This window comes from Mesorhizobium shangrilense (genome assembly GCF_040537815.1).
GTDB lineage: Bacteria > Pseudomonadota > Alphaproteobacteria > Rhizobiales > Rhizobiaceae > Mesorhizobium > Mesorhizobium shangrilense.
In genome coordinates this window covers 65,790-80,310 of sequence record NZ_JBEWSZ010000002.1, presented here as the reverse complement: position 1 = coordinate 80,310, position 14,521 = coordinate 65,790, and the positions used below count along the sequence as shown (strand labels likewise).

Below are 14,521 nucleotides of genomic sequence, written 5' to 3'. Positions count from 1 at the left end.
TTCCATCCGAGATTGCGTCAATCAAAGAGTGAGAACGCTTCGCCGTTTCCGTGAACGGTGAACCGTTTTCCCCGAAGTCGACCGGCTCACACGTGTTGGCCGCCATTGATGTGGATTTCCGAGCCGGTCACATAGGACGCCTGCTGCGAGCATAGGAAGTAGATGATATCGGCGACCTCAGCCGTTGTGCCAAGGCGTCGCAGCGGGATCGTCTCGACGATCTTGTCGGTGCCCGGCGACAGGATCGCGGTGTCGATCTCGCCTGGCGCGATCGCATTGACGCGGATGCCGTGCGGCCCGAAATCATGCGCCATTTCGCGCGTCAGCGAACCGAGTGCCGCCTTCGACGTCGCATAGGCCGTGCCGGCAAATGGATGCACGCGCGTGCCTGCGATCGACGTGACGTTGACGATCGAGCCTTTGGCAGCAGCCAACTCCTTGAACAGCCCCCGCGCGAGCATGATCGGCGCGAAGAAATTGACCTGGAACACATCGCGCCAGACATGCATCGGCGTGTCGATCGAATTCATCCGGCTGTTGCCGTCCTTCAGCTTCGGCGAGATGCCGGCATTGTTGACCAGCGCGTGCAACTGGCCACCATGCGCTTCCAGGCGATGCCGGATTTCCGAGACGGCGATGCCGACATCTTCCTGGTCGGCGAGATCGACCTTGATGTGATCTTCCGGGCCCGCGGGCCACGGGCAATCCTCGGCGAAGGCCTGGCGCGAGCAGGTGATGACGCGCCAGCCCTCGCGCGAAAAGCGCTTGACCGTGGCATGGCCGATGCCCCGGCTGGCGCCGGTCAGCACGATGGTTTTTCTGGTGTCGGGTTCAGCCATGTCGAAATCTCCGGGCGGAGATGTAGCGGAACACGACAGCGGTGGCGAGTGGCGGATTGACGCCTCTTGGGGAAGGGCCCTGCGCTTCAAACCTTTGTTTTATGCATGTCGTTGTCCCAAAACCGCTCCGCACTTTTGGGCGACATGCATTAGCCGCCACCAAGAATGTCGAGGATGGAGGTCTTGCGCTTCTTCGTCGGTCCACCGACATCGCCGGGCGGCACAGGGTGCTTGATCGACGCGGTGGCGCCATTGTCCTCCGGCATGTTCAGGCCATCGGCATCGACCGTCTGGGCAGGACGCGCGGCGCGGACCGGCGCAGCCGTCTGGGTAACCGGTGCGGGGGGCTGCGGCGCGGGCTGCTGGCCGACGGATGCGGACGGAACCGGCGCCACCTGATTGTTGTCGACCGAGGGTATATCGTCGGGCACGACAGTGTCGGCGGGCGTTGACTTCCATGTTCCGGGCAGCGGCCGCACCGGCACGCCCTCATGCGCGGCGACCATGAACTCGTGCCAGGCCTGCGCCGGCAGCGCGCCGCCGGTGACCTTCTTCATCGCGCTGCCATCGTCATTGCCAAACCACACACCCGTGGTGAGATTGGCGGTGTAGCCGACGAACCATGCGTCGCGCGAATTCTGGCTGGTGCCGGTCTTGCCCGCAGCCGGCCAGGCGAAAGCCGCCTTCTTTGCCGAGCCGAACTCAACCGTGCCCATCATCATCGAGTTCATCATGCCGACGATCTGCGGGCTGACGACGCGTGGCGCGCTGCCGTCATTGTTTTCGTAGAGCACCTTGCCGTCGGTCGTCGTCACGCGGCGGATGAAATGGATGTCCGGCTTGTAGCCGCCATTGGCGAAGGGAACATAGGCCGATGTCAGCTCCAGCGGCGTGACCTCGGAGGTGCCAAGCGCGATCGAAGTATTGGCCTGCAGGTCGGACTGGATGCCCATGCGATGCGCCACCTCGACGACCGTGTTCGGACCGACTTCCATGGTCAGCTGGGCCGCAACCGAATTCAGCGATTTTGCCAGCGCCGTCGCCAACGTCACCTTGCCGAAATATTTGCCGCCGTAATTGTCCGGCGTCCAGTTGCCGATCTTGATCGGCGCGTCGTTGCGAATGCTGTCGGGGGTACGGCCGGCCTCCATTGCCGCCATATAGACGAATGGCTTGAACGCCGAACCCGGCTGACGGCGCGCGCCCGAAGCGCGGTCGAACTGGCTGCTGGCGTAGTCGTAGCCGCCGACCATGGCACGCACCGCACCGGAATTGTCGATCGACACCAGCGCGCCCTGGCTGACATTGAGCTTCTTGCCGCTCTCGTCGATGAGACGGCGGATCGATTGTTCGGCGAGTTTCTGCAGCGTGAGATCGACCGTGGTGTCGACGATGATGTCACCGCGCACGTCGCCGATCAGGTCCGGCAGCTCTTCCATCACAGTGTCGGCGACGTAGTTCTCCGAGCCGGTCCAGTAGGACGGCGCGCGCGTCGCCGGCGCGCTCATCGCCGACGCCATCTCCTTGGCGCTGATCTTGCCTTCGTCGCGCATGGCGGCGAGCACGAGCTGCGAGCGCTCCTCGGCCGCCTTCGGGTCGCGCGCCGGCGACAGGCGCGACGGCGCCTTCAACAAGCCGGCAAGCAATGCGGCTTCCGACAGCGTTACATCACGCGCGCTCTTGCCGAAATACCGGCGCGAAGCCGCTTCGACACCAAAGGCGCCCGAGCCGAAATAGACCCGGTTGAGGTACATCTCGAGGATCTGGTCCTTGGTGTGCTTGTGCTCCAGCCACAGCGCCAGCAGCACTTCCTGCACCTTGCGTTCCAGCGTGCGGTCGGGCGTCAGGAACAGGTTCTTCGCCAGCTGCTGGGTCAGCGTCGAACCGCCCTGCGAGAAATGGCCGCCCAGCAGGTTGGTCACCATGGCGCGCGACAGGCCGATCGGATCGACGCCGAAATGCGAGTAGAAGCGGCGGTCTTCTATGGCGATGACCGCCTCAGGAATATAGGGCGACATTTCATGCAGGCCGACGGCCTCGCCGCCGCTCATGCCACGATTGGCAAGCAGCTTGCCGTCAACCGAGACGATCTTGATGTTGGGCGCGCGGTCCGGAATGGACCATGTCGTGGCCGCCGGCATTTTCGCGCCGTAGTAGATGACGAGACCGGCAACCGCGATGCCGCCCCAGATGGCCAGCACGAAGCACCAGTAGAACAGCCGGCCGAGCACGCCGAACAGGCCGCGCCGGCTCCTGCCGCGGCCGCCACGCGAGGATTTCCCCTTGGCGGGCTTGCGCTTTGTGGAGGCCTTGCGGTTGCTTGGCACGACGCGGTCCTCCTCGTTCACCGAAAGACCGGCCGAGGGTTTCGCCCTGGATGGTCCCTCGAAGCTGGGTTCGATGCGGTCTTTGCGGTTCGCCATGCGCTGCGCTGTGTGTCCCGATGCCTATGGCGCTCGGGTTGCAGAGTAGATGCGGCGATTTAAGGGCGGGTTAAGCATCCCTCGGGGTTGCGCGCATGATCACGCGAGGCTTCGGTGCCAATCGTGCTCAGGACACGCACCGCTGCCGTTCCATGCGCGAACAATTGGAGCGCGATCCGGCAGTTGCCGCTCTTTCGACCGCGCTTCAAGTCCTTGTATCTACGGATGACCTGTCATCAGGTCATCCAACGTGGTGCATCATCCGTCAGCGAAGGGAGTCTCGCAATCCGGCGAAGAACCCACGCCCTCCAATCGCGTAGCGAACGGATTGTGCTGCCCTGGATGCTTGCATCGTCGCGCCGACATGGCAGTAGCAGACAATTTCGTGGAGTTGATTGTCGGTCAATTCAAAGAAGCTCTTTGCTTGGCCATAACTGTCGTCCTTCAACCCCTCATCACGAAGAAGCGGATCCTCGAAGGCAACCGATATGGGCGTGCCTTCACCCCGCATGACATCGCGTTCGGGCGGCGAACGGTATTCAGTTCCGGCAAGTGCGGCAAGGAGCCGGTTGGGCTGCTGTTCAAGAAGCTCTGCCCAGCGTTCGAGACGCTGGGTTCGGTCCATTACAGGATGTGTCGGGTCTCTGCGGACCTCGGCCACCGTGTGCAGTTGATCCAGTGTTTGGTGCCTCATGGCAACCTCCTAAGAGTAGGTGGTCAGACCCCAAACGCCCTATTCCGTCATCATACTGCGGAAGTGCCGTTGCGTCACCTTTATTCCATGCTCGGATTGGCTTGCCTCTCGACATATTGAAAGCGGAGTGACCTTGCCCTGTCGTCTATTTTCCACGTCATCGATAAGATACTTTGAATAAAATCAAATAGTTGCCGTGGAGCTCGATCAATATTCAGCGCCTACCGGCCGGTTATCGATGCCAGCGAGAAGAAAGCCAGCGTCTGCTCTTCGCAGGTCACCGCCACGACGCTGTTCGATCGATCTATATCGAGGCCTTTCGGCCCGCCCTCCTCGTCGTTGGTCCTGCCGCGCAGGAAGATTTCCTCGTCGAGAACGGCAATGGAGCGCGCCGGCAGTCGGCGTCCGTCCCAACCGGTGCCGCGTTCATACACATGCAGCATCGGGCTGCCCGCATCGGCGACCAGCATGTGCCGATCATCGGCCGTGAAGCGCACGCCATGCGGGTAATTGGCGTCCTGCAGGATGCCGGCCGGTTCGGTGTCCGGCCCCAGAGAAGCCGACATCCTGTACATCTTCACATCCCTGGTGCCATGGCTGCTGACGGCGATCCACTGGCCGTCGTGGCTGACCGCGATGCCGTCCGGTATGTCCAGGCCCTGCTCTAGAAGCAGGTGGTTCCCTGTGGCGCGGTGGCCCAGCCAGCGATTGACCACGTGGCGCGTAACGCGGTGCGTGTAGTTGTTGCAGACCAGCAGGCTGTAGCGCCCATGCGACTCCTGCCGGACGACAACCGAGCCCGGCGTTTTCAGCTTGCAGAACAGCCCGCCCTTGATTTCGCGAAGGGGTGCGATGCCGTTGCTTTGGCCCGTTGGCTCTCCAGGAGGCAGGGCAAATATCGCAACCAGCCCGTCGCGATTGGCAACCGCAAACGTCCGGTCGTCGATGAAATCGAGACCGTGAATCTCGCCCATGCTTTCCGATGTCAGTTCCATGAAGTCATGGATGGTGATGCTTGGACCATCGGGCGTCGGCTGGATGTCGATGCGCAGGATCAGGCAGCGCCTGCGCCCGTATCCGGCAAGCGCCAGCAGGCGATTGTCCGGCGAGAAGCGCAGGTCCTCCGTGCGCCCGACCGCCGACAGCGCTGCCCGCACGGCATCGCTGGCTTCGAACCCTATCTGATCAATCATCAGAGGGTCCAATCCGGAACGACTTGAAGCTGCAACCCCTGCCCTAACCCTGATGCCCGCCTCGCGTTGAACGCTTGGGGTCGAATAAACCAATCAAACGGCTTTGCGGTCAAGGGGGCGAATGAGCAACCGCGAGGACCTGGCTCCAACTCCGTCCCGCTGAGCGATCCAAGCCAGAACAGCACTAGAAGCCCGCGGCCTTGGCGAGATAAGGCGCCAGCGCCAGTGCGTAGCTGGCCGTGATGTGGTGACTGTCGCGCCAGACGATGATGTTGCCGACCATCGCCGGGCAACTGTCCTTGCTGCACAGTCCATCGTTCATGTCGACCACGGTGACTCTCATTGGCGCCGCAGCGAGGACGAAGATGTCGGCTCGCTCGACATCCTCTCGCGGATTGACGCATTTTTTCGGATCGGCAGCCAGGCAATCACCGGGATCAAACTTGCTGTACGGCGTGTTGCGTATGGTGACGATCCGCGCGCCCAATTCGTTCCAGACGCTGCGCAACCCCTCTATCATTGCCTCTTGTGGGATGCTGCCATAGCTGGACTGGCTGGTGATGACGACGTCGGGCTTGAGCTTCCTGATCTCGACGATTACATTCTCCCGCCATTGGGCACATTCGGGATATGGCTTGCCGCCATCGGTCACGGTCACGCGGCTCATCGGGCAAGCGGCCTTGGTGAAGGTGACGAGCTTCCACTTGCGATCCCTGGCGATCTTGTCCACCGCCGGAATCCATTGTGCCGCGTGGGAATCGCCGGCTACGACGATGGTGGTGGCTCCATTCGGATCGCCGAGCTTGCAGCCCACCGGCTCCGTGCTGTCTTGGTCCTGATGGCATTTCAGGCGATACACGATCGGCACGTCGCGCCCCAATTGGCCGAGCGGCGGCAACGGCTCGACGCCATCTGGAACGAAGGCGTTGGAAAGCAGCGCGGCCGGCCCTGGATAGTTTGGCGTTCCGATCAATGCGGTATCGACCGCTTGCCGGCTCAGGAAATAGCCGAACCCGCCGGATGCCGCCACGCACAGGCAAACCGCTGCCGTGCCGTGGGTCAGGGGTTTCCATTCCAGCCTCGCCCGCGGCTGGCGGTATCGCTGTTCGACATACCGGTAGGACAGATGCGAGACCAGCAGCGTCACCGCGATCAGCCCTGCTCCTTCGGTCAACCCGATCACTGGGTGATGCACGGCATAAAATGTGATCAATGGCCAATGCCACAGGTAGATCGAATAGGACCGGTCACCGATGTAGCGAAGCACCGGGACGTTGAGCCCGCCAAACCAGCCAATCCGAACGTCGCCGGCCGCGATCACCAGCACCGTTCCGAATGTCGGCAGCAACGCGTAAGCGCCCGGAAATGGTGTCGAAGCCGAAAAGAGGAATGCGGAGATCGCTATGGCGCCAAGGCCGGCCACAGCCATCACCGGGCGCAACGGCAACCCCGGCACGCCCTGACGGGTCGCCAATGCCAGCAGGCCGCCAAGCGCCAGTTCCCACAAGCGGGTATGTGTCACGAAATAGGCCGCGGCCGGATCGGTCCGGGTGATCAGCACCGAGGCAACCAATGAGCCGGCAAAGATCAACCCCAGTGCTACAAACAATCCCGTCCTCGCCGGCTGCCCGAAACGACGCGCCATCCAGATCGTAGCCGCCATCAGCAATGGCCAGACAATGTAGAACTGTTCCTCGATCGATAGCGACCAGTAGTGCTGCACCGGGCTTGCCGCTGCTTCGGCGCCAAGATAGTCGACCGCCTGCATGGCAAGCCGCCAGTTCTGGACATAGAGCGCACTGGCCGCGACCTGTATGGCCGTCTCTTCCCACCGGGCCTTGGACAGAAAGAGCAGCGTTCCGGCCAGTGTGGCGACAAGGGCCAGCAGCGCTGCCGGCAGCAGCCGTCGCACCCGTCTCGAGTAGAAGGCAATCAACGATATGTGGCCGTCCCCAGCCATTCGGGCGAGCAAGCCGGTGATGAGATAGCCGGAGATGACGAAGAACACGTCGACGCCGATATAGCCCCCTGGAAGAGCCTGGGGCCAGATATGGAAAACAACGACAGAAGCGACGGCAATACCGCGCAGCCCCTGAATCTCGGGCCGCAATGCCCGCTCCACCCTCTGTTCGGCCAAGTCTACCCGCCATTTGGAGATGCGCGGCAAACGCCACGCTTTGGGCTGCCGGCATCCAAGAAAACCAGGAAGACGTTACAGCAACCGCTGGGTGTATCTTCAAGAGATATTGAAGAAATCGGGCCTCTAATTAGCCCCCAATATCGCCGGGACCGGAGCACCAACCGGGACAAAGCTCAATTCTGCTGGATCGATATGCCCTTGTCGTCGATCTTGAGCTCGACGCCCTTCGGCTTGCTTTCCTCGCGATAGACATAGACGCCAAGCGCGATGACCGCGACGATGAGCGCGCCAATGACGAGATAGAGTGTGTTCTGCTTCATGGCGCGCCCCTGTTGTCGCTTGCCGAGCGTCAAGCTCGCTTCAGCACCTTGACCAGCACCAGCAGGATGACGGCGCCGATCGTGGCGTGGATGATGGAAGCGATAACGCCGCCGCCGATCGAGAAGCCGATCCGCGGGAAAAGCCAGCCGGCAATAAACGCGCCGACGATACCGATGATGATATTACCAATCAGGCCGAAGCCGAAACCCGAGACGATGAGACCGGCGAGCCAGCCGGCAATGGCACCAATGATGATGAAGACGAGAAGGCTTTCAATACCCATAGAGCGTTCCTCCGAGCAAAAGCGCGACAGCGGGGCGGAAGGCCCCGAATCGGCCTCGATATCAACGACTTCAGGCTATTCGAAAGCAGCCAGTCCCGCCAGCGAGGCGCTCATTCGGCGTCATCGCTCGATGCCGGCCGCCAACTCGTCGGCTCGACCTTCCTCTGCGTATGGCTGTCGGTATAGACCCACCAGCCGTCGTCGCGATATTGCGCGAGGGATTCGTTGATCACGCCGTCACTGTCCTTCCACTGGACAGTGACTTTCGAACCGTCCTTCGGCGCGGTCGATATGGGCTTGCGGTCCGCCATTTCATCCCCTCCATGAGCCGAGACAACGCAGCGGACTGTGTCCTGGTTCCTGACACAAAAGCCTTTTTGAGAGCTCGCTACGCTGCCATCAGCTGTGCGCGAAAATGTCCTCTTCCGCCCAGCCCATCAGGTCGAGTTTGGCACGCGTTGGCAGGAAGCGGAAGCAGGCTTCGGCTTCCCTGGTGCGGTTTTCGCGCGCCAGCCGCCCGGCCAGAACGTCGCGCAGCCGATGCAGATAGAGCACGTCCGAAGCCGCATATTCGAGCTGTTCGGGCGACAGCGTCTCCGCCGCCCAGTCCGATGATTGCTGCGCCTTTGACAGGCCGACGCCCAGAAGTTCGTTGCAGATATCCTTCAGCCCGTGCCGGTCGGTATAGGTGCGGGTCAAGCGGGAGGCGATCTTGGTACAGAACACCGGTTCGGCCATCACCCCGAAGGCGTTATAGAGCACGGCGATATCGAAACGGCCGTAATGGAAGAGCTTTGTCACATTGCGGTTTCTAAGCAGGCTGACGAGGTTCGGCGCCTTCTTCTGGCCGGGCGCGATCTGGATGACGTCGGCGGTGCCGTCGCCCGGCGAAATCTGCACCACGCAGAGCCTATCGCGATGCGGGTTGAGCCCCAGCGTCTCGGTGTCGATGGCAACCGCCCCGACATTGTAGTGCTCGAGGTCGGGCAGGTCATTTTTGTGGAAACGGATGTCGGCCATTATCTTCTCCGGTCGCGGCCTGCAGCGGCCCGCCAATCAACATGCGAGCGCGCTGCAGAACTGGAATTCGTGTCCGTCCTCGCCGCGATCCGCTGAAAAATCAACAGGAAAACGTGGGCTTCCCGCCGCTTAGAGCAATTCCAGGAAACGTGTGAAACGGTTTTCCGTCCGGAATTGCGCCAAACAGAGAGCTAGCGGGTCAAAGCCTCCAGAATGCGCGCCCACGAGCGCTGCCCCTTGTGGAAGGAGCTCATCTCGTACTTCTCGTTGGGCGAGTGGATGCGGTCATCGTCCAGGCCGAAGCCGACCAGCAGGGATTCCATACCGAGATAGGTCTGGAAATCGCCGACCACTGGAATGGAGCCGCCGCTGCCGGTCGTCACCGCCGGCCTCGGCCATTCGTCGGACAGCGCGTTCTTGGCCTTGGCCAGGAACGGCGAGTCATAGGAAAGCTGGATCGCCGGCGAGCCGCCATGAGGATGGAACTCAACCGAACAGTCGGCGGGAATGCGCTCCCTAACGAATTTCTGGAACGCGGCGCGGATCTTCTTCGGATCCTGCTTGTGGACGAGGCGGAAGGACACCTTTGCCGAGGCTTCCGCCGCGATCACCGTCTTGAAGCCCTTGCCGGTGTAGCCGCCGATGATGCCATTGAACTCGGCCGTCGGCCGCGCCCAGGTCAGCTCCAGCACCGAGCGGCCCTTCTCGCCCGACGGGATCGACAGGCCGACCGGCCCCAGGAAGGTCTCGGCCGTTTCGCCGAGCGTCTCCCACGACTTCAGGATCTGCGTGGGCGTTTCCTCGACACCATCATAGAAGCCGGGGATAGTGATGTGGCCATTCTCATCGTGGATGTCGGCCAGGATCTTGGCCAGGATGCGGATCGGGTTGGCGGCCGCACCGCCATAGAGCCCGGAATGCAGGTCGCGATCGGCGGCCTTCACCGTGATCTCCTCGCCCACCAGCCCGCGCAATCCCACGCAGATCGACGGCGTATCGCGATCCCACATGCCGGTGTCGCAGACCAGGGCGAAGTCGGCCTTGAGTTCCTCCGCATTGGCTTCGAGGAACGGCTTCAGCGACGGCGAGCCGGATTCTTCTTCGCCCTCGAACAGGATGGTGACACGGCAAGGCAGGTTGCCATGCACCTGTTTCCAGGCACGGCAAGCCTCGACGAAGGTCATCAGTTGGCCCTTGTCATCGGCCGAGCCGCGTCCGGTGATCACCGTGTGGCCGGGCTCGATTTCCTTGACCGCGGGCGCGAAGGGGTCGCTTTCCCACAGTTCGATCGGGTCGACCGGCTGGACGTCGTAGTGACCATAAAACAGCACATGCGGCGCGCCCACCGGGCCCTCATGATGCGCGACCACCATCGGGTGGCCGGGCGTGTCGCGAACGCTGGCATCGAAGCCGATCAGCTTGAGTTCCGTGACCAGCCATTCCGCCGCCTTGCGGCAGTCGGCGGCATAGGCCGGATCGGTGGAGATCGACTTGATTCTCAGCAGGCCGAACAGGCGCTCCAGGCTCTGGTCGAGATTCTTGTCGAGACGGTCGAGGACGGGGGAAACTGCGGACATTGTTGATAGCCTTTCGATTCAGAGGCCGAACCGTAAAGGCAGAGCGGGAAAACGAAAAGCCCGTGATCATTGGACCACGCCCCGGAAAGCTATCGGAGAGTAAAAAAGTGCCGCCGTGGTGGAGGGGGAACCACGGCGGCTTTTTACTCTAAACGATGCGGCAGCCCGGAGAGGGGGGATAGGCTGCCGCAATGTCCGGGATAGGCGGGGGACGGGCCTTGCTCCGGACTTCGGCGAAAACTGCCGATGATGTGTATTTGTGTATTTGAACGTGGCGATTCAAGGGCACGAAAATTACACTTTTGTAACATGGGCGTGAGCGGATCACGGCCGCCTGCGCGCTGGGATCGATCTGTCAGGGTGTTGCCGGAACCGCGATTTGAAGCCGCCTTTGGCATGGACCGCGACGCCGCGCCGCGCTATCCCTGCCGGCATGAAAAAAGGCGATCATCTCTTCCTTGTCGACGGCTCCGGCTACATCTTCCGCGCCTATCACGCGCTACCCCCGCTGACCCGCAAATCCGACGGATTGCCGGTGGGCGCGGTCTCCGGCTTCTGCAACATGCTGTGGAAGCTGATGCTCGACGCCCGCAACACCGATGTTGGCATTGTTCCCACGCATTTCGCCGTCATCTTCGACTATTCGTCGAAAACCTTCCGCAACGAACTTTATCCCGAATACAAGGCCAACCGTTCGGCGCCGCCGGAAGACCTGATCCCGCAGTTCGGCCTGATCCGCCAGGCGACGAGGGCGTTCAACCTGCCCTGCGTCGAGATGGAAGGGTTCGAGGCCGATGACCTGATTGCCACCTATGCAAGGCTCGCCCGTGAAGCGGGCGGCGACACCACCGTGATCTCGTCCGACAAGGACCTTATGCAATTGGTGGGCGCCACGGTCGGCATGTACGACCCTATGAAAGACCGCCAGATCGGCATCCCCGAAGTCATCGAGAAATGGGGCGTGCCGCCGGAAAAGATGGTCGACCTGCAGGCGCTGACCGGTGACTCCGTCGACAACGTGCCAGGCGTGCCCGGCATCGGCCCGAAGACGGCGGCGCAGTTGCTCGAACAGTTCGGCGACCTCGACACGCTGCTGGCCCGCGCCGGAGAGATCAAGCAGGACAAGCGCCGGGAATCGATCATCGCCAACGCTGAAAAGGCACGCATCTCGCGCCAACTGGTGACGCTGAAGGACGATGTGCCGGTCAGCGAGGGGCTGGACGATTTCGTGCTGCACGCGCCGGATGGCCCCAAGCTCATCGGCTTCCTCAAGACCATGGAATTCACCTCGCTGACCCGCCGCGTGGCGGAAGCGACCGGAACCGAGGTAGGCGACGTGCAGGCCGTCGCGGTGACAGTCGAGCGCGCCGATGCCGCGCATGGACCGGATGTCGGCTCAGGCGCGGCTATCGTCCAACCGGTCTCCAGGTCGCAGACGTCGGAGGCGGGCGAAACGGCGGCGTCCGGTACAGCCACGACAAAGGTAGGCGACACACCTTCGCTTCTCTCGGCGTTTCGCCTTGAGCGCGCGACCGCCGCCAAGATCGATACGACAGCCTATCACTGCATCCGGGACGTCGCGGCCTTGAAGGCCTGGGTCGCCGAGGCGAGGGAAGCCGGCCTTGCCGCCTTCGACGTCAGGGCGACATCATCCGATCCGATGCAGGCCGAGTTGATCGGCCTGGCAATCGCCACGACACCAGGCCGCGCCGCCTACATTCCCTTTGCCCACAAGAGCGGCAATGGCGACTTGCTCGGCGGCGGCGTCCTTGAAAACCAGATCCCGCTCCGCGACGCGCTGGCGCTCCTGAAGCCGCTGCTCGAAGACAAGTCGGTTCTCAAGATCGCGCAGAACCTGAAATACGATCTGGTCATCATGAGCCGCTATGGCATCGATGTCGCGCCCTTCGATGACACGATGCTGATCTCCTACGTGCTCGATGCCGGCACGCATCATGGTCACGGCATGGACGCGCTTGCCGAGAAGTGGCTCGGACACACCCCTCTCCAGCTCAAGGACGTGACCGGCTCCGGCAAAAGTTCCGTCGGCTTCGACCAGGTCGATATCGACAAGGCGACCGCGCATGCGGCCGAGGACGCCGATGTGACGCTGCGGCTCTGGCTGGTGCTGAAGCCGCGGCTTGCCGCTAAGGGCCTGGTATCCGTCTACGAGCGGCTGGAGCGGCCGCTGGTGCCGGTGCTGGCGCGCATGGAGCAGCGCGGCATCTCGGTCGACCGGCAGATCCTGTCGCGGCTCTCCGGCGAACTGGCGCAAGGTGCTGCCCGGCTGGAAGAGGAAATCTACCAGCTCATCGGCGAACGCATCAACATCGGCTCGCCGAAACAGCTCGGTGACATCTTGTTCGGGCGCATGGGTCTGCCCGGCGGTTCCAAGACCAAGACCGGCCAGTGGTCGACCTCCGCGCAGCTTCTGGAAGACCTCGCCGCCGAAGGCCACGAGCTGCCGAGAAAGATCGTCGACTGGCGCCAGCTGACCAAGCTGAAATCCACCTACACCGACGCCCTGCCCGGTTTCATCCATCCGGATACCAAGCGCGTCCATACCTCCTATGCGCTTGCGGCCACGACGACAGGCCGGCTGTCGTCCTCCGACCCGAACCTGCAGAACATTCCGGTGCGTACGACTGAAGGCCGCAAGATCAGGACCGCCTTCATCACCGACAGGAGCCACCGGCTGGTCTCGGCCGATTACAGCCAGATCGAATTGCGGGTGCTCGCCCATGTCGCCGAAATCCCGCAATTGCGGCAGGCCTTCGCGGATGGAGCCGACATCCACGCCATCACCGCGTCGGAAATGTTCAACGTACCGGTCGAAGCCATGCCCTCGGAAATCCGCCGCCGCGCCAAGGCGATCAATTTCGGCATCATCTACGGCATCTCGGCCTTTGGCCTCGCCAACCAGCTGTCGATCCCGCGCGAGGAGGCGAGCAACTACATCAAGAAGTATTTCGAGCGTTTTCCGGGCATCCGCGACTATATCGAGGAAACCAAGGCCTATGCCCGCGAGCATGGCTTCGTCGAAACCATCTTCGGCCGCCGCATCCACTACCCCGATATAAGATCGTCCAATCCCTCGCTCCGCGCGTTCAACGAGCGCGCCTCGATCAACGCCCGGCTGCAAGGCACCGCCGCCGACATCATCCGCCGCGCCATGATCCGCATGGAGGAAGCGCTGGACAAGGCTGGCCTTTCAGCGCGCATGCTGCTGCAGGTGCACGACGAACTGATCTTCGAGACCGTCGAAGCGGAGGTCGAAGCAACGATCCCGGTCGTGCGCCATGTCATGGAGAACGCGGCAATGCCGGCGGTGTCGATGTCGGTGCCGCTGCATGTCGACGCCCGCGCCGCCAACAACTGGGACGAGGCGCATTGAGCGAAATGCTGCCACTGTCGACTTCGACATTTCTCTCGTTCGTATTCGCGTCCTTCCTGATCGAACTGACGCCGGGGCCAAACATGACCTATCTGGCGCTGGTTTCGGCCAGCGACGGTCGCCGCGCCGGCTTCGCCACGGTGGCCGGCATCGCAACCGGCCTCGCCGTCATCGGCGGCATCGCCGCTCTGGGCGTCGCCGAACTCATCCAAGCGTCCTCCTTGCTCTATGAGGGTCTTCGCTGGGCGGGGGTGCTGTTCATGCTCTATCTGGCTTGGGACGGATGGACCACCGAGACAGGCACGCTTTCAGCTCATGAAGATTCGGGCAGCAAATATTTTACGCGAGGTCTTGTCACCAACCTCCTCAACCCGAAGGCTGCGATCTTCTACGTGGCCGTCCTGCCGACATTCATCGAGTTTGAACGGCCGATACTTGCGCAGACCTTCCTGCTGACCGGAGCCTACGTGGTTGTAGCGACCCTCGTGCATGGAATTATCGTCGTGCTGGCGGGAACACTGGAACCGTTTCTGAACGATCCACATCGCGAACGCATCGCCCGGCGGTCGCTTTCGGGCCTGCTGGCGCTGGTTGCGCTGTGGTTCGCCTGGTCGACAGCGCGTTGATTTGAAGCCTT

General features: G+C 62.3%; 12 protein-coding genes. 2 read left to right on the top strand and 10 right to left on the bottom strand.

What is annotated here, in order from left to right:
- Nucleotides 1-86: 86 nt before the first annotated feature.
- The 10 genes from ABVQ20_RS25030 to ABVQ20_RS24985 all read right to left on the bottom strand — a co-directional run bounded on the left by ABVQ20_RS25030 (nt 87) and on the right by ABVQ20_RS24985 (nt 10,490).
- Nucleotides 87-839 carry an SDR family NAD(P)-dependent oxidoreductase gene (locus tag ABVQ20_RS25030; RefSeq protein WP_227345244.1) on the bottom strand — a complete coding sequence of 251 codons (753 nt, stop codon included), beginning with the start codon at nt 837-839 and terminating at the stop codon, nt 87-89.
- Between the two features lie 149 nt (nt 840-988).
- Nucleotides 989-3,262 carry a transglycosylase domain-containing protein gene (locus ABVQ20_RS25025; RefSeq protein WP_354462344.1) on the bottom strand — a complete coding sequence of 758 codons (2,274 nt, stop codon included), beginning with the start codon at nt 3,260-3,262 and terminating at the stop codon, nt 989-991.
- A gap of 265 nt (nt 3,263-3,527) precedes the next feature.
- Nucleotides 3,528-3,956 (bottom strand): hypothetical protein, encoded by a 429-nt coding sequence (locus ABVQ20_RS25020; protein WP_354462343.1) that lies wholly within the window; start codon nt 3,954-3,956, stop codon nt 3,528-3,530.
- Nucleotides 3,957-4,177: 221 nt separating this feature from the next.
- Nucleotides 4,178-5,149 (bottom strand): YncE family protein, encoded by a 972-nt coding sequence (locus ABVQ20_RS25015; protein WP_354462342.1) that lies wholly within the window; start codon nt 5,147-5,149, stop codon nt 4,178-4,180.
- A gap of 184 nt (nt 5,150-5,333) precedes the next feature.
- Nucleotides 5,334-7,286: an acyltransferase family protein gene (locus ABVQ20_RS25010; protein ID WP_354462341.1), complete on the bottom strand. Its 1,953-nt coding sequence runs from the start codon at nt 7,284-7,286 to the stop codon at nt 5,334-5,336.
- 176 nt (nt 7,287-7,462) lie between these two features.
- Nucleotides 7,463-7,609 carry a hypothetical protein gene (locus ABVQ20_RS25005; protein WP_354462340.1) on the bottom strand — a complete coding sequence of 49 codons (147 nt, stop codon included), beginning with the start codon at nt 7,607-7,609 and terminating at the stop codon, nt 7,463-7,465.
- Nucleotides 7,610-7,638: 29 nt separating this feature from the next.
- Nucleotides 7,639-7,893, bottom strand: coding sequence for a GlsB/YeaQ/YmgE family stress response membrane protein (locus ABVQ20_RS25000; RefSeq protein WP_354462339.1), 255 nt, complete (start codon nt 7,891-7,893; stop codon nt 7,639-7,641).
- A gap of 110 nt (nt 7,894-8,003) precedes the next feature.
- A complete protein-coding gene (locus ABVQ20_RS24995; protein WP_354462338.1) occupies nt 8,004-8,204 on the bottom strand; it encodes a hypothetical protein in 201 nt (66 codons plus the stop codon).
- A gap of 88 nt (nt 8,205-8,292) precedes the next feature.
- Nucleotides 8,293-8,913, bottom strand: a complete 621-nt coding sequence (locus ABVQ20_RS24990) for a ribonuclease D (RefSeq protein WP_354462337.1) — start codon at nt 8,911-8,913, stop codon at nt 8,293-8,295.
- Between the two features lie 191 nt (nt 8,914-9,104).
- Nucleotides 9,105-10,490 carry a M20/M25/M40 family metallo-hydrolase gene (locus tag ABVQ20_RS24985; RefSeq protein WP_354462336.1) on the bottom strand — a complete coding sequence of 462 codons (1,386 nt, stop codon included), beginning with the start codon at nt 10,488-10,490 and terminating at the stop codon, nt 9,105-9,107.
- Nucleotides 10,491-10,923: 433 nt separating this feature from the next.
- Here ABVQ20_RS24985 and polA point away from each other — a divergent pair, with 433 nt between their 5' ends.
- Together polA and ABVQ20_RS24975 are read left to right on the top strand one after the other, a co-directional pair.
- Entirely contained in the window at nt 10,924-13,884 is a 2,961-nt protein-coding gene (gene polA / locus ABVQ20_RS24980; RefSeq protein ID WP_354463135.1) for a DNA polymerase I, read from the top strand.
- A gap of 5 nt (nt 13,885-13,889) precedes the next feature.
- On the top strand, nt 13,890-14,510 hold the full coding sequence (locus ABVQ20_RS24975; protein ID WP_354463134.1) for a LysE family translocator: 621 nt from the start codon (nt 13,890-13,892) through the stop codon (nt 14,508-14,510).
- The last annotated feature ends 11 nt before the right edge of the window (nt 14,511-14,521 follow it).

Excerpts from the sequence above, each read along its gene's own strand:
- ABVQ20_RS25030 (WP_227345244.1), bottom strand. The coding sequence starts at position 839 with ATGGCTGAACCCGACACCAGAAAAACCATCGTGCTGACCGGCGCCAGC.
- ABVQ20_RS25025 (WP_354462344.1), bottom strand. The coding sequence starts at position 3,262 with ATGGCGAACCGCAAAGACCGCATCGAACCCAGCTTCGAGGGACCATCC.
- ABVQ20_RS25020 (WP_354462343.1), bottom strand. The coding sequence starts at position 3,956 with ATGAGGCACCAAACACTGGATCAACTGCACACGGTGGCCGAGGTCCGC.
- ABVQ20_RS25015 (WP_354462342.1), bottom strand. The coding sequence starts at position 5,149 with ATGATTGATCAGATAGGGTTCGAAGCCAGCGATGCCGTGCGGGCAGCG.
- ABVQ20_RS25005 (WP_354462340.1), bottom strand. The coding sequence starts at position 7,609 with ATGAAGCAGAACACACTCTATCTCGTCATTGGCGCGCTCATCGTCGCG.
- ABVQ20_RS25000 (WP_354462339.1), bottom strand. The coding sequence starts at position 7,893 with ATGGGTATTGAAAGCCTTCTCGTCTTCATCATCATTGGTGCCATTGCC.
- ABVQ20_RS24995 (WP_354462338.1), bottom strand. The coding sequence starts at position 8,204 with ATGGCGGACCGCAAGCCCATATCGACCGCGCCGAAGGACGGTTCGAAA.
- ABVQ20_RS24990 (WP_354462337.1), bottom strand. The coding sequence starts at position 8,913 with ATGGCCGACATCCGTTTCCACAAAAATGACCTGCCCGACCTCGAGCAC.
- ABVQ20_RS24985 (WP_354462336.1), bottom strand. The coding sequence starts at position 10,490 with ATGTCCGCAGTTTCCCCCGTCCTCGACCGTCTCGACAAGAATCTCGAC.
- polA (WP_354463135.1), top strand. The coding sequence starts at position 10,924 with ATGAAAAAAGGCGATCATCTCTTCCTTGTCGACGGCTCCGGCTACATC.
- ABVQ20_RS24975 (WP_354463134.1), top strand. The coding sequence starts at position 13,890 with ATGCTGCCACTGTCGACTTCGACATTTCTCTCGTTCGTATTCGCGTCC.